Source organism: Lachnobacterium bovis (assembly GCF_900111325.1).
Lineage (GTDB): Bacteria > Bacillota > Clostridia > Lachnospirales > Lachnospiraceae > Roseburia > Roseburia bovis_A.
This window is the reverse complement of sequence record NZ_FOGW01000011.1, coordinates 17,488-33,244: the sequence shown is the minus strand read 5'-3', so window position 1 is coordinate 33,244 and position 15,757 is coordinate 17,488. Positions and strand designations below refer to the sequence as shown.

Here is a 15,757-nt window from a genome sequence, read left to right as displayed (position 1 = left end):
ATAGTATTTACTGATGTTTACTCAATATGTTTAATGAAGATGAAATTATCATAATCCGATTTTAATATTGAATTGATATCAACAATAAACTCCGCCATACTATCACTTGATTGATACAAATATTTGTCTGTGTTAAAAACACAATTATTTTTTACTGCTTTAAATTTTTCAAAGAGCTTATTCTTTCCTATTAATTCATCTTTACTTTCTATTGGTGCATCTATCGTCGAGTTATAAATCAAATAATCACAATCCTTAGCTTGTACATAAAACTCTTCCATAGAAATAGTTACAGCTCCACTTTTATTTTCCGAATTAGTATTTTTTAAATTTTTAAAAGCATACTCTCCTCCACCTAATTTTATCATATTAGGGATATAATCTTCACTTTTTCTTACAACAACTTTTCCTGCTGAATTAATGTAAAAATAAGCAATTTTATTCTTTTTATTTTTTACACTTTTAGATGAATCAACCTGACTCTTTATTTTTTTTACCATATCAATTTTTTCTTTAAAAAAAGAATCTGCCTGTTCTCTTTTTCCTGTCATTTCTCCATAAACTTTTATCCACTCTAATCGTCCTAATGGATTCGTTTCGTAGCTTGATTCATCAATGAAAACAGGAATGTTTATCTTTTCTAATTTTTCTTTTACCTTTGGAGTGTGTAATATCATAGTTGACTGAATTGCTAAATCACATTTTTTTTCAATCAAACTTTCATAATCTGGTTGAGAATATTTTCCAGCATATAATATTTGACCTTCTCTCATTGCATTCTTAGCTTCTTCTATATACCAAGAATCAACATTTGTTCCACTAAATTTAATTTTATCCATAGCATCAATCGACTTAAAAAGCGACATTACAGATGATGCTACTAAATAAATATTATGACTATTTTGATTTAAAATTGTGTATTTAGACCAACAATTGTATTTTTTTACATCAAACTGTTTTTTCTTAGCACTCTTTGCTTTTTCTTGTTTATATGCCATATAATCTTGATAATCTTCATCTGGCACAATCAGATAATTTCTATCATTAAGGGTTTTTACTAATTTATATTTTTTGTTGTTGTAATAATAAATTTTGAATCCCTTGGCGTATTTTATTTTTTCTGATTCAGTGACCTTATCTGATTTTAAACCTACAATTTTAGGAATCACATCAAGATTATCTTCTGATATTATTTTTTTTTCAACGAGCATTTGATCATTATGATAACTACTCGAACACCCCATAACAGCAAAAAGCATACTAAAAAGTATGCTTATAATTGCTGATAATTTTATCTTTTTTAAAATATAATTATTTTTTCTCATGTTTAATTTTCTCATGTTTATTCTTTTTATTTTTTTTCCACATTAAAATGCCAACTAACACAACAACACAAGCTCCTGTTATTATAGTAACAGTTGTTGCCTTATTTGACTCTACTTTAACTAATTTTGCACTTTTTTTATCGAACGTAAGAAAATATTCTATTTCATAAGGTTTACTCATTGCAGTTGTATCACCAATTACTGGCATTTTTTTATCTAATGCTAAAACTGGAATTTCAAATACCGAATTACCTTTTTTATTAACTGGAGTATATTTCTTACCATTAACTATCATATAGTCATAATTTTTACTACTCCATGTAATCTTTGCAGTAGCTTTTTTATTCTTAACTACAATTTCTGCTGGAGTTTTAATTTTTGCTCTGCCTGATCCACCCTTTAAAGAAACCTTAATCTCATATTTTCCATCTTCTAATTTTATTGGTTTCACATCCATTTTATGATGAGCTTTCGATGCAGATGACTTAAGTGCACCTGCTGGAAGTGAATCAGCTCTAAATAAAATCTGATGATCATACCATTTTTGTTTACGTTTACTAAAGCCTGTACATTCTAAGCCCTTGTCTAAAGCATCTACTTTTACTTCATATGTTAATGCACCATTTGAATCTTCTATAGCTTTTGAATACTCACCCTCATCTTTAGTTACAGCCTCTTCGCCTGTGCCCATGTACAACTTTTCGTAACCTTTACCACCTAGAGTAATTACGGCTGTCATGCTATCTGGTTTAACAGTCAAAACAGCTTTAACAACTCTAAACATTGACGAACTAGACTCAACTTTTAAGTCATATTTTCCTTCAACAATATCTGAGGCTTCTATTGGGTACATCCCCTTTTCTTCAACCTCACTTTGTTTCGCTCTCTCACCTTGTGTTGCCACTTTACTGTTTTGTGTCGCCATAACAGGAACACCACTTGTTAACACCATTGTAGCAAGTAAAACTGAAACGGCAATTTTTTTCAATTTCATCATTTTGTCGATTACTCCTATTTTTTATAAATTATTTAATTTTATTAACATACATCTGTTGAACATCATAATCTTGTCCTAAGCCTTCTAAGATGCATGTAACATCATATCCTTGTGCTTTAAATTTTGATTTCCAAGAATCTTCTTCATCTCCAGCCATATCGTTATTAGCATGATCTCCTGCTACAACCATAAGCGGCATTAATACAACTTTTTTGTATTTTGGATTAGCTTTAATTTTTTCAATTAAATCTTCTACTGATGGTTTAGCTTCTACTGTACCAACGAAGAAATTCTCTTTTCCTTGAGCAGTTAATACTTTCTGGAAGTTAGCATATGTTACGTTTGAGTCAGCATCTGTACCATGTCCCATAAAGCAAATAGCTGTCTCACCATCATCATATGCTTTATATTTTTCAGTTAAAATTTGTGCAAGTTTCTCATAATCTTTATCTGAATCTAAAAGTGGTTTTTCAACAACAACACTCTTGATACCTTTTCCATATTTTTTTACTGCATTTTTAACATCAGTATATTCATGTCCTGACATTAAGTGTGTTGTAACGACTGTTAAATCTGTAACGCCATCTTTTTTAGCTCTTTCAAGCGCTTGTTTGATATTATCTATTTCAATACCGTCTCTCTTTTTTAATTTATCAATAATAATTTGAGAAGTGAATGCTCTTTTTACATCACAATCTGGATGAGCTTCTCTAACAGCAGCTTCAATACCACCAATTGTTATATTTCTGCTATTGTTAAAACTTGTTCCAAAACTTACAACTAGAATTTCTGATTTTTGCGCATTTTTAGTCTGACTAGTTGTTGTTTTAGAATCTTGTGCAACTGTTTTTCCACAAGCACTTAATGATGCAACTGTCACAACAGATACGCAACTTAATACTAAGATTTTTTTAAGAATTTTTTTTGACATTTTATAATCTCCTTTTCTTCTGAAATTACTTAATGTCCACAAATTGATCACTATATAAAATTATCTAACAAACTTATAATCTTATTATACAACCAATTACTCGTGGTTTAAGCATTTCGCTTTTGTATAACAATAGGCAGGTCTCCTGACTCATAGAATTACTTTTTTATGCCTTCCCAATCACTCAGTGGCTCTTCATAAAAAATAACTAATCACAGTGACGAGTTCGTATGGGAATTTCACCCATTTCCCTTTTCACCTAACTTATTAGGCACCTATTGCGTTTGTTAATTGTTCATGTGATATAGTACAATAAAACTTTCATTTTTACAACACCATTTTCTCTAATGTATAAACAATGTATACATTATGTATAACTTTTATTTTTATACATTCTATGGTATAATTGTTATCTGCGAAAAACAAATGTCTTTGTACGACGGTATAACATTTTCTCTACTTTATATCGTACATCCATTGATAATTGTTTATTTGCACAATAATACCCATTAATCATAACTATAAAAGGAGAACAAAAATGAAAAAAGCAAATTCTAATGCCAATGAATTTAAGCCTTTCATTTCAGCTGATAAAATAATCCCTGAAATGACTTTCACTTCTATTTTACTTGGCATCATTCTTGCAGTTGTATTCGGTGCTGCCAATGCTTACTTAGGTTTAAAAGTAGGTATGACTGTATCCGCTTCTATCCCTGCAGCTGTAATCTCAATGGGACTTATTCGCGTTATCTTAAAACGTGATTCAATTCTCGAAAACAACTTAGTACAAACAATTGGATCTGCAGGTGAATCCCTTGCGGCCGGCGCAATTTTCACATTACCTGCAATTTTTATGTGGATTAAAGAAGGTAAAGATGCTCATATTTCTTTCCTCGCAATCGCTGTTGTTACAATCGCTGGTGGTTTATTAGGTATCTTATTTATGATTCCTTTACGTACAGCACTTATTGTAAAAGAACACGAAACAATCCCTTATCCAGAAGGAACAGCATGTGCAGAAGTTCTTATCGCTGGTGAAACTGGTGGTTCAGCTGCTTCTATCGTTTTCTCAGGATTAGGAATTGCCTCAATTTATAAATTCTTCTCTGAAGGTCTTACTATTTTCCCTCAGAGTGTATCTTTTAGCATTAAAAAATATAAAGGATCTGCAATCGGTGGAGATCTTCTTCCAGCATTACTTGGTGTAGGTTACATCTGTGGCCTTAAAATTGCATCATACATGTTCGCTGGTGGTGTTTTAGCTTGGTTCGTTCTTATGCCACTTCTTTCATTATTTGGTGGTAATGCAATCATCGCTCCTGGCTCAACTCCAATTAGCCAATGTGATCCTTTCTTACTTTGGAAAAATTACATCAAATATATTGGTGCAGGTGCTGTAGCAGCTGGTGGTATTATCTCACTTGCTAAATCTACTCCACTTATTATCCGTACATTTGTTGATAATATTGCATCATTAAAAAATACTTCTTCAAGTGATAATTCACTTAGAACAAACAGAGATTTATCTATTAAATTTATTGGTATTGCTGTAGTAGTTATTTGTGCCGTATTATTACTTACTCCAGGATTACCATTTAATATTCCAACATTAATATTAATCTTAGTTTTCGGTTTCTTCTTCGCAACTGTTTCTTCAAGAATGGTTGGTTTAGTAGGAAGCTCAAACAACCCTGTATCAGGTATGGCTATCGCAACATTACTTGTTTCATCTTTTGCATTAAAAGAAGCCGGAAATGCTGGTATTAGCGGAATGGTAGCTGCTATCATGATAGGTACTGTTGTATGTATCATCGCTGCTATTGCTGGTGATACTTCACAAGATTTAAAAACAGGATATATCGTTGGTGCTACTCCAAGAACACAGCAGATTGGTGAATTTATCGGTGTAATCGCTTCTGGTTTAGCAATTACTGGTGTATTATATCTTTTAGATAAAGCTTGGGGATTTGGTTCAAAAGAACTTGCAGCTCCACAGGCTGGTTTAATGAAAGTAGTAGTTGAAGGTGTTATGAGCAATAACTTACCATGGACTTTAGTATTTATTGGTATTTCAATTGCTGTTGTATTTGAAATTTTAGGCCTTCCAGTATTACCAATCGCTATTGGTTTATACTTACCAATTACAACATCTACACCTATCGTACTTGGTGGTCTTGTACGATACTTCGTTGAAAAACGTGCAGCTAAGAAAAATGAAGAAGCAAAAGAAGAAGTTGTTACAAATGGTATACTTTATTCTTCAGGTTTAATCGCAGGTGAAGGTTTAGTTGGTATTATACTTGCCATTTTCCAAATCATCCCTGTTAAAGGATATTCAAACTTTGCAGAATATATCGCTCTTCAATCAAGATTTGCAAACTCAAGCAATTCTACATTAAGATTTATTTCAAATATTTTTGCAAGCGATATTCTAGGAATTATAACATTCTTATTATTAACATTAAGTTTAGTTGCATTTTGCCACAAAAAGAAACACAACTAATTACTTTATATAGTAGTTAGAAAAATAAACAATTAAATATAAAATCCCTATCTAGTTTTCACTCATAAATTAGGTAGGGTTTTATTTTATCTAAGAAAGGAACTATTTAATGTTTAAAAAGAATAAAACATCCCTTAATTATGTGGATTATACTCCATCACATAATCCTAAATACAAATGGGATACAAAACAAGCAGATAACAACACAACAATTGTTACCATATATATTGAGCGTAATACTCTATCCGATAAATTTGCCCAAAAATACTTCAAAAAACCTAAGGTTACAAAGGTTGACTTGGATAAATTCGGAAGTTTTGTTTGGCTTAAAATAAACGGTGAAAAAACAATATTTCAGATTGGACAAGAAATCAAAACTGAATATGGCGAATCAGTAGAACCTCTATATGAAAGACTTGCCACATTTATTGAAATTTTAAGAAAAAATCAATTTATAACCTTAGAAAAACCTCTTCAAAAACAATAATGCAACTTACAAACAAAAAAGAAGTGTCAACGACTCTCGCATAATCATCGACACTTCTTTTTCTTTTACGCTCTCTTAGTCCCCCAACCAAAATAGCTTTTCTTATAAATTCTTTCTCGATATACGCTTCCCCAAACCTATACCTCGAAATCAATTATTATTTGTATATATACCATATACTGTTACCCATTCCTATTTCCTGTATATACATTCCTATTTCCCATATTCTCTTCTCACTTGCGCTCCCCAGCACAAATGAGTCAAATACTCATTTATTAACTATACTCTCTACTCCTTATTAATAGCTCACTGGCCTCGCCGTGATCAACCTTATGAACCATTTATACGCCCTGACATTCTAATTGAATTATACCTACCTATTAACAACTACTCCCTCCTTGTTTCATTATTTATCAGGTACATGTATATTATAGCAAAATATCCAAATAAATTCTATGATTTTTTGGTGTTTTTGCTATTTTCTACTATTTGTATATACTAACTCTTATCCACTATACTGCATTTCGACCATTCCGTTTCCGTTTTTGTCCATGACAAACTTTAACGCTTGGCAATTTTCCCCTTTGTAACTATTATTTATTCTCATTGTAAATTCACTATTTTTCATATTTTTTGTTTTTTTTCGAATATATTTTTTTTGTACCTTTCATTGAAACATTATGTTTTCTTTGAAAAACAGTTTTCTTTTGCATTTTTTTTAAAACATTAACTTTTTTGTACATTTTTCACAAAAAAACCCTTTACAACAAAATTCAAAATGATTATAATCTAATTTGGCTGTAAAAAAAATAGCTAATATTTTTAATCCCCATATAAAAAATTGGCTATTTCAATTGACAGAATATACACCCAATTTTAAACTAAAAATTTCATACACAAAGAGGAGAAACAATGAAGAAAAATACCCCAAAAAGAAAAAATTTCGTTATTAACTCTGTTAAAGCATTCGTTTCAATTGCATTATTACTTGTAATTGTGGCTTATGCACCAAATTTAACTAATAGTAATTCTCATTCAGTAAAGGCAAATATATCTTATTGCCAGAACAAATAATTTTCTACTTTTCACAAAATTCCCATTTTAAGCAACACCTTGGGTTCAAAAGTGAAACTTATAGGTATTAACGTAATTAATAATTACAAAAAATAAAAAGACGATATTAAAATTTAGGAGCACGTTATAGCGAGCACTTTTTTTTAATATCGTCTTTATTTTTTCTCATTAGATAACTATTTTAAATTTTTTAATTCGTTCATCATCTCAATGTCAGATGCTAAAACTTTCATATTTGTTGTTATTGGTTCTTCACCTGGTTTAGTAACTGTCACTTCGATAATAGTTCCTTCAGGCATACCATTTACTACTACTCTTTTAAAGAATTCAGCCACTTTAGGATGATTATTAACAAATTTATTACGCATTCCCATTACTTTCATTAATGATGCTGGATTAATCATATATTCTACCTCATTTTCGTTTTATTTTTTTAATTCAAAATTTATTTTAACATTATTATACTTTTTTAATTATTATTGTCAACTAAATGCCTTAAAAAAATGAACTCTTTCTCAAGTTTTGCGCTATAATAATTATAGTATAAGAAATATTTTTTATATAACAACACAACAAAAAATAAAAAGGAGATTAATTATGGCATTACATATTGATAAATCATGTTTTCTTGCCGAAGGATGTATTGTGACAAAGAATGTTACACTAGAGGAAAATTGTAGCGTATGGTTCAATACTACAATTCGTGGCGATGAAGGCGATATCTATATAAAATCAAATACAAATATCCAAGATAACGCTGTCATACACGGTGGTAAGAACTACCCTGTCACAATCGGTCACAACGTTACAATCGGTCATAGTGCAATAGTTCATGGCTGTTCTATTGGAGACAACAGTTTAATTGGTATGGGTTCTATCATCTTAAATGGTGCAAAAATTGGAAAAAACTGTATCATTGGAGCTGGATCTTTGGTAACCCAAAACACTGTAATACCTGATAATTCACTGGCTTTTGGTAGCCCTTGTAAAATCATTCGACCAACTACTCCAGAAGAAATAGCCTCAAACATTAGTAATGCACAGACATATATAGAACTTTCTAAAGAATATTTATAACTTTTTTCAAAAAACACTTGCTTTTTCTTATTCTATATGATATCATTATCTACGGTTCGTTGGTCAAGCGGTTAAGACGCCGCCCTCTCAAGGCGGAATCACGGGTTCGATTCCCGTACGAACTGCTAAGCACATCATTGGATGTGCTTTTTTTTATGCAAATCTTTCCTATTTATTTTTTTCCTATTTTATTTTTTTCAAAATATGATATACTTTTTATAGATATTTTTTTCGTTTTTTTTCGAAACTTTAAAAGGTATAATGTTTCAGAAAAAAACTAACACTAAAAACTATACAATATTATTATGGAGGAATTTATTATGCCAAAATGGTTACAAGATGCAATTTTTTATGAAATTTACCCTCAATCTTTTAATGATACCAATGGGGATGGTATTGGTGATTTAGATGGTATCACTGAAAAATTAGATTACATTAAAGAACTTGGATGCAACGCTCTATGGATTAATCCATGTTATGATTCGCCTTTTAAAGATGCCGGATATGACGTTAGAGATTACAAAAAAGTTGCGCCTAGATACGGAACAAATGCTGATTTATATCGCTTATTTGGTGAAGCACACAAAAGAGGAATTCATGTCTTATTAGACCTTATTCCTGGTCATACATCAGAAGAGCATCCTTGGTTTAGGGAAAGCCAAAAACAAGAACATAATGAATATTCAGAGCGTTATGTTTGGGCCGATCATACTTTTAGAATTGAACATTATCCATATGTTGCAGGCGAAAGCGAACGCGATGGAATATATATGTTAAACTTTTATAAATGCCAACCAGCATTAAATTATGGATTTTTTAATCCAACCGAACCTTGGCAAATGTCATACAAAGATCCTGCTTGTCAACAGACAAAAGAAGCTCTAAAGGATGTAATGCGCTTTTGGCTAGACCACGGTTGTGATGGTTTTAGAGTTGATATGGCAAATTATCTTGTGAAAGGTGAAGATGAAAATCGTACAGGAACCTGTGAAATTTGGAAAGATATTCGACAAATGCTAGATACTGATTATCCCGAAGCAGCTCTTGTATCAGAGTGGGCTAATCCAAAACAATCTCTTAGTGCTGGTTTTCACATGGATTTCTTACTTAACAATCCAAACACCGGATACAGCACTCTCATGAGGGATTATAGCAACTCTAAAGCAAACGAGAATACTAGTGGAGTTAATAATAAAAAAATTGATTCAAATACAGACAGAAGTTTCTTTAAAAAAGACGGACACGGTGATATTATGCGCTTCCTTGATGATTATATGCCTATGTATGAGGCAGCTAAAGAAAATAACGGATATGTAAGTATAATCACCTGTAACCATGATACTCCTCGTCCACGTCGAACACTTGACTATTCTGAGCTTAAACTTGCATACGCATTTATATTTACTATGCCAGGTGTTCCTTTCTTGTATTACGGAGACGAAATTGGTATGAGATATCTAAATATTCCAACCAAAGAAGGCGGTTACGGACGTACCGGTAGTAGAACTCCTATGCAATGGTCTAATGGAAAAAATTTAGGATTTTCGAATGCTTTTCCAGAAGATTTATACCTTTCTGTTGATCCATCACCTGATGCTCCTACCGTAGAAGATCAGCAAAAAGATCCCAACTCATTGTTAAATACTTTAAAAGAGCTCTTACACCTTCGTCACGAGTATAACGATTTAAATGCACAAAATAATCTTGAAATTATTTATGCCAAAAAAGAAACCCTCCCTCTTATTTATAAAAGAGGCAATTTATTTATAGCAATTAATCCATCCGAAGAGGAACAAACTGCAGATATTGCAACAGGTAATACTATTATTTATTCAATTTGCGAAGGCAATACTGATGGTAGTAGTCAACCTGCAGCCGTAACTATTACCTCTTCATCTATTACACTAGCTCCACAATCCTTTGTGATTATAAAATAGCTAATTTATCTTTAAATTTAGGCATAAAAAAACACCACAAATGCTAAAAGCATTTCTGGTGCGTTGTTCTGATTCCTAACAGAACATAAGGTAATATAATTAATAAAGGAATTTAAGGAAATGGTTTACAATATATAGTCAAACGAATTACGGGGGGGAAAATATATATAATTCGTTTACTAATCTATCGCTTCAACACGTATATAATATCATGGTTTTTTTTTATATTCAAGGTTGCATTTTTGATTGTCAAATTTGACCATGTTTTGACGGGTTTTGGATGATTATCATCTTTTTTTACGGATTTTGATTTATATTTTATATATTATCACCTTATACATATTTTTATTTGATAAAGTGTTCTATTTTTAATATAATTATAATTGTCTTAAACAAATTGAAAATCGACGATATATAGACTATAAAATCAACTACACAGAAAAGGATGACGTATATGAAATCATATTTTAAAAATTTATACAAATACCAATTAGTACCATTCGAAAAAGAAATAGTTCTATTTTGTTCTAGAGAATATATTAATGAAGCTCTTGAAGTCAGAAAAGATTTAACAGAAGACATCGTAGTTAAAGCTTATTTTGCCTCTGAGCGTGATTCTTATGTAGAAGAAGTAGCTAATAAAATTCTTGAAACTGTAATGGAAGAAACTGAATGGTTTATTGACGAAAAAGAACTAGATGCAGCTTATCAAGTTGAACTTGAAGAAACAGTTACTTCCATAGAAGAAACTGAAGGACTATCTTTCGATGAATTAACAGAAGAAGATTGTTTAGATTTCTGGGGCGTAGCAACAAAAGAAGAAGTACTTGAAGAGATTCGACTCGCTGCTTCTTTCAGAATTAAATATGCTCTATTTTGTTCATACCATAATGGCTTAGATTTAAATGCTATTGACCTTTTTACTCCAGATGCCTTTAATTCCGAATTTTTGGTTAACTACATTAATAAGGATTTAATTGTAAACACTGAAGTTGAATTATAAACAAATTATTATTTTTTTTAATAATTATTTCAAATAATAATCACAATATAGACACATTAAAGGGGTATATTATAAACATAGTTGAGCAACAGTTACTGTTAAAATACTGTAGCTAGTAATTTTTTTCATAATACTCCCCTTAGAGAGTCGTTACGGCTCTCTTTTTTTAAGCAAAACAAAAGCGACTACAAATGATATTCTCACAAATAATAATCTCTACTTAACCTATTTCCCATTGTGAATATCAATACATAGTCGCTTTTTTAATTCTATAAGTCTTAATTTTTTACACTAATTTACATTAACTTTATACTTCATTACACTTTTGCTTTATGTATTACTTTATTACATCCTTTTGCTGCTCTACTGAGATACACTAGATACATTACTTGAATCTATCTTTTTAAATGGTACCCATACATATTTATCACCTTTATCTGCATATTTTACACTTGAAACTTTTTTGCCTAATGATAGTGCTTTACTCGTTTCCACTGCATATTTTGCCTGTCCATTTGCATCTTGTAAAACTGTAAATTGCATCTCACCATTTTTAATACTTTGACAACCATCAGCCGTAGCATCTACACCAAGCACCGGAACCTTTTCTAATGAATCACCATGCTTCTTTAATGCCTTAACTGCTCCAAGCGCCATACTATCATTATTGCAAAATACTACATCATATTTCTGTTTTGTGTTAAAGAATATTCCAAGTTTTTCTTCTGTTTCATCAGAATCCCAATCACAAAAATCTACAAATACATAGTTAACATCTACTCCATTATCCTTGAAATAGTTTTTTATCGCTGTCGTTCTTCCAATAGTTGCTGAATGACCTTTTTCGCCTTCTAGTATTACTGCATTAAATGAATTAGGTTTTCCTAATTTTTCCCATGCATATTCTGCCTGGTATAATCCAGCTTGTTCCTCTGCTGATCCTACATATACATACTTATTAGGTTCAAGAATAGTATCTGAAGGTTGTGCATTAACGTAAATAATTGGAATATCATTTGATGCTACTTGCATTTGTAATGCAACATCAGGGTCTGCTATTCTCATTATAATAGCTGTATATCCTTCAGCTTTGGCATTTTTTACAAGTTTCAATTGCTCCTCTATACTTTCTCCAGTTTCTACCATTTTCAAATCTATACCATCATCTTTAGCAGATTTAACTATTGCTTTCGACAATAAGCCTCTAAAAGTATCCTTTGTATCTGTCATCAAAAAAAGTACTTTTGTAGATCCTCCACTTCCACTAGAACTATTTTCACATCCCGAAAACATACCTATAATCAGGCAGCTCATAAGGATTATACTGAGAAATTTTTTTAAACTCTTCATGATTCTGCCTCCTTAAATCTTAAATCTCTGAACATATTCAGAAAGCGTGACCGATGTATCCGCAAGTTCTTGAGAATTAGCTGCGACATCTTGGCTACTTCTTGTAATACTTTCAGCTTCTTCTACCATATTTTCAGATGTTGCAAGGATCTCATCTGCTGATGCTGCCTGCTCTTCTGAAATAGCTGCTACATTGCTAGCTACATCATTAACTCTATCAACACCATCTACCATTGCAGTAATCAACTCATTTGATTTTTGAATATTCTCATAAATTTTATCAAATGTATCAACCGCTTGATTGATAAGTTCTGTATTCTCTTTTATACTTTCTGCAGACGCATTTGCTTGATTTACTACATCCTGAATTAACTCACGCACTTGATTTATTAATTTTGCAATATTTGCAGCACTATCTGAACTGTCATTTGCAAGGTTTCCAATTTCTGAGGCAACAACTGCAAAACCCTTACCTGCTTCACCTGCACGAGCAGCCTCAATTGAAGCATTTAATGAAAGCAAATTCGTTTCTTCTGCAATTGAACTTATCATACCAACAATCTTAGTAATTTCTTCTGATGCATCTCCTACTTTTCCAATTGAACCAACTAACTGGTCATTCGCACCTTGTATCTGATGCATTGCATTAGACAATTGTTCCATATCCTCGCGACCTTCTTCTGAAAGCTTAATTGTTTCTTTCATACTTTCGCCTGCCATTTGGCTATTATCTCTTGTATCAGCAACAACACCTGCTAATACTGTTGCATTTTGTGCAATCTCATTTACAGCCTGAGCAAGTTGATCAACCGTCCTATTTAAACCTGACATAGCCTCTTCTTGTGCCTGTGATGCATCAAACATTGTTTGAGATACTTCATTAGAGTTATCTGATTGTTCTTTTAGTCTTTCAGATTCTCTATTAATATTAGTAATCATTTCTCTCATAATTCCAACAAATTCTGATACTTTAGAGCTCATAGTTCCAATTTCATCATTACTTGATTTATGAACTTTGATTGTAAAATCACCATTTGCCATTGCAGTTATATTATTAGTAATAGCAGATAATGGCGCTATAATCTTTGTTACAACAAGACTTATAAGAATAATAAGCAATATAACTGCAACAACTCCTACTATAATAAGAATTGTTGTAACTTTTGTAATTTGTGCATAAATAATATCCTCTGAAATATACGAAACTAATATCCACTCCGTTCCTGAAATCTTCTGAAACGTAACAAGATTTCCGTCTATCGAAGCATCATTATATACTCTCTTAGAAACTTTTTTTGCCACTCCACTAATCAAGTCATTATCTGAAATATCTGAAATTTTTTTAGAAACTAACTCGCTATCTCTATGCGCAAGTATCACATCATCATGTGTATCAATCAAAAATGAACTTGCATTCTTCATTTTGACACCTGCATTTACGATAACAGAAATTTTATTCAAGGATAAATCTGCTGAAATTACCTTTATTGTTCCTGATTTATCATTTAAAATTCCTGATGCTGAAATTACATACTCGCCTTTAGAATTCTTATATGTTTCTCCATAATTCATCTGAACACGACTTAAACCTTGTTTATACCAAATTTCAGATGTTGGATCTGTAATCTTTATTTTAGATTTAGTTGGGATTATTACCCTTCCTTCTTCCGACCCCATGTACATTCCTTCTGGCGAATTTTTATTATAATTATATGTTGAATCAATAATTTTTTTCAGAGTGTTATAGTCTGGATTTGTATTTTCTATTAAATCCTTTGTCGTTTGAAAATTTTCTAGATTTTCATTCAACCATGAAACTATATTATCTGCCTGATTTGTTGCAGACGACTCAAGTTCCGCTTGTGCCATCCTACTCAAGTTAACTTTAGTCAATTGTGTTGAAATTGTAATCAACACCGCCACAATCACAATTACAACTGGTATGATTGCTAATAATAGTTTGTTCTTTAATTTCTTAGTTTTAATATTTTTGGCTTTTGCCATCTCATTTCTGGACGAAGTCATAATCGCTCTCCTTTCTTAATAACTCGCCTAATAATATATAAAATATTTATCATGCCTTTTTAAATAAGCTGCGAAATAAAATTTTTCTACATCTCAAATAGGATATCGGAATAATTCAATCATTATAGAAGTATAAAATGCCCTATTTTAAACATATTTAATACTTTTTCAAACTTACATTTATGTTGTTTTATATAATTTTCCTTTTTTTATACAATTTTGTGTGATAAAATTTGTTTATAATCATTTATATTTGTATAAATATATTTTTTTAGAAAATTAAAAACTATTTTTAGGAGGATTAATTATGAATTATCAAATCGATGGCGAGCCATTACCAGTTGTATCTGTTTCTCTCCAACCTGGCGAGGCAATGATTACAGAAAAGGGTGCTATGTCTTGGATGTCACCTAACATGAAAATGGAAACATTAGGCGGCGGTCTTGGAAAAATGTTAGGACGCGCTTTTTCAGGTGAAGCAATGTTTGTTAACCGTTATACTGCAATGGGCGGAAATGGTTTTATCGCCTTTGCATCTAGTTTCCCTGGTTCAATCAGAGCATTTGACATCACACCAGGTAACGATCTCATTTGCCAGAAAAGTGCATTTTTAGCATCTACAGAAGGTGTTGAATTTTCTATAGCTTTCCAACGTAAACTCGGAAGCGGTTTCTTTGGTGGTGAAGGTTTTATCATGCAAAGACTTTCTGGAAATGGTACAGCATTCGTTGAATTTGATGGTTATATTAAAGAATATAATCTTCAACCAGGTCAGCAAATAATCATTGATACAGGATATCTTGCAGCAATGGATAGTTCTTGTTCTATGGATGTGCAATCTGTTCCTGGAGTTAAAAACATGCTATTCGGTGGAGAAGGAATTTTTAACACAGTTATTACAGGACCAGGTAGAGTTTGGTTACAAAGTATGCCAATTTCACAAATGGCTTCTACTATTGGACACTATATTCCAGGTAAATAATTAGATTTATTTTTTTTAAAAAACAACAAACGGCAGCACTCTATACTATAAGCTCTGCCGTTTCTT

Annotated in this window: 13 protein-coding genes, 1 tRNA gene and 1 riboswitch; of the genes, 8 read left to right on the top strand and 6 right to left on the bottom strand. The window is 31.6% G+C overall.

The genetic code is table 11. The features are described 5' to 3' along the window. Positions 1-17 precede the first annotated feature (17 nt). From BMY79_RS05860 to BMY79_RS05850, 3 genes are read right to left on the bottom strand one after another with little or no spacing between them, the layout of a single operon-like run. The gene (locus tag BMY79_RS05860) at positions 18-1,325 is read right to left on the bottom strand and encodes an ABC transporter substrate-binding protein (RefSeq protein WP_074730601.1); all 1,308 of its coding nucleotides are present in this window, start codon (positions 1,323-1,325) and stop codon (positions 18-20) included. After that, the gene (locus BMY79_RS05855) at positions 1,312-2,322 is read right to left on the bottom strand and encodes a hypothetical protein (protein ID WP_051604800.1); all 1,011 of its coding nucleotides are present in this window, start codon (positions 2,320-2,322) and stop codon (positions 1,312-1,314) included. Before BMY79_RS05855 ends, BMY79_RS05860 begins: the two co-directional genes overlap by 14 nt. A 28-nt stretch (positions 2,323-2,350) precedes the next feature. After that, positions 2,351-3,253 (bottom strand): sirohydrochlorin cobaltochelatase, encoded by a 903-nt coding sequence (locus BMY79_RS05850; protein WP_022749134.1) that lies wholly within the window; start codon positions 3,251-3,253, stop codon positions 2,351-2,353. A 117-nt stretch (positions 3,254-3,370) separates the two neighbouring features. Then, positions 3,371-3,547: riboswitch (cobalamin riboswitch) on the bottom strand. A gap of 244 nt (positions 3,548-3,791) precedes the next feature. On the opposite strand from BMY79_RS05850, the gene BMY79_RS05845 reads away from it, so the two are divergent. From BMY79_RS05845 to BMY79_RS12165, 3 genes are all read left to right on the top strand, one after another. Next, on the top strand, positions 3,792-5,756 hold the full coding sequence (locus BMY79_RS05845; RefSeq protein ID WP_029066783.1) for an OPT family oligopeptide transporter: 1,965 nt from the start codon (positions 3,792-3,794) through the stop codon (positions 5,754-5,756). A 109-nt stretch (positions 5,757-5,865) separates the two neighbouring features. Continuing rightward, entirely contained in the window at positions 5,866-6,243 is a 378-nt protein-coding gene (locus BMY79_RS05840; protein ID WP_022749137.1) for a PqqD family protein, read from the top strand. A gap of 912 nt (positions 6,244-7,155) precedes the next feature. Continuing rightward, positions 7,156-7,317: a hypothetical protein gene (locus tag BMY79_RS12165; protein WP_155890535.1), complete on the top strand. Its 162-nt coding sequence runs from the start codon at positions 7,156-7,158 to the stop codon at positions 7,315-7,317. A gap of 176 nt (positions 7,318-7,493) precedes the next feature. Here BMY79_RS12165 and BMY79_RS05835 read toward each other — a convergent pair whose 3' ends face one another. Next, positions 7,494-7,721, bottom strand: a complete 228-nt coding sequence (locus tag BMY79_RS05835) for a hypothetical protein (RefSeq protein ID WP_022749142.1) — start codon at positions 7,719-7,721, stop codon at positions 7,494-7,496. Positions 7,722-7,914: 193 nt separating this feature from the next. On the opposite strand from BMY79_RS05835, the gene BMY79_RS05830 reads away from it, so the two are divergent. From BMY79_RS05830 to BMY79_RS05815, 4 genes are all read left to right on the top strand, one after another. Beyond that, positions 7,915-8,394: a gamma carbonic anhydrase family protein gene (locus tag BMY79_RS05830; RefSeq protein WP_022749143.1), complete on the top strand. Its 480-nt coding sequence runs from the start codon at positions 7,915-7,917 to the stop codon at positions 8,392-8,394. Between the two features lie 53 nt (positions 8,395-8,447). After that, positions 8,448-8,519, top strand: a tRNA-Glu gene (locus tag BMY79_RS05825). Between the two features lie 195 nt (positions 8,520-8,714). Further along, positions 8,715-10,331 carry an alpha-amylase family glycosyl hydrolase gene (locus BMY79_RS05820; RefSeq protein WP_022749145.1) on the top strand — a complete coding sequence of 539 codons (1,617 nt, stop codon included), beginning with the start codon at positions 8,715-8,717 and terminating at the stop codon, positions 10,329-10,331. A 454-nt stretch (positions 10,332-10,785) separates the two neighbouring features. Then, entirely contained in the window at positions 10,786-11,334 is a 549-nt protein-coding gene (locus BMY79_RS05815) for a hypothetical protein (protein ID WP_022749146.1), read from the top strand. Positions 11,335-11,697: 363 nt separating this feature from the next. Here BMY79_RS05815 and BMY79_RS05810 read toward each other — a convergent pair whose 3' ends face one another. Together BMY79_RS05810 and BMY79_RS05805 are read right to left on the bottom strand one after the other, a co-directional pair. Continuing rightward, the gene (locus BMY79_RS05810) at positions 11,698-12,684 is read right to left on the bottom strand and encodes a substrate-binding domain-containing protein (protein WP_034229619.1); all 987 of its coding nucleotides are present in this window, start codon (positions 12,682-12,684) and stop codon (positions 11,698-11,700) included. 12 nt (positions 12,685-12,696) lie between these two features. After that, positions 12,697-14,709, bottom strand: a complete 2,013-nt coding sequence (locus BMY79_RS05805; RefSeq protein ID WP_242941481.1) for a methyl-accepting chemotaxis protein — start codon at positions 14,707-14,709, stop codon at positions 12,697-12,699. A 307-nt stretch (positions 14,710-15,016) separates the two neighbouring features. On the opposite strand from BMY79_RS05805, the gene BMY79_RS05800 reads away from it, so the two are divergent. Further along, complete coding sequence (locus BMY79_RS05800; protein ID WP_022749151.1) at positions 15,017-15,691, top strand: TIGR00266 family protein; 675 nt, start codon at positions 15,017-15,019, stop codon at positions 15,689-15,691. Positions 15,692-15,757 lie beyond the last annotated feature (66 nt).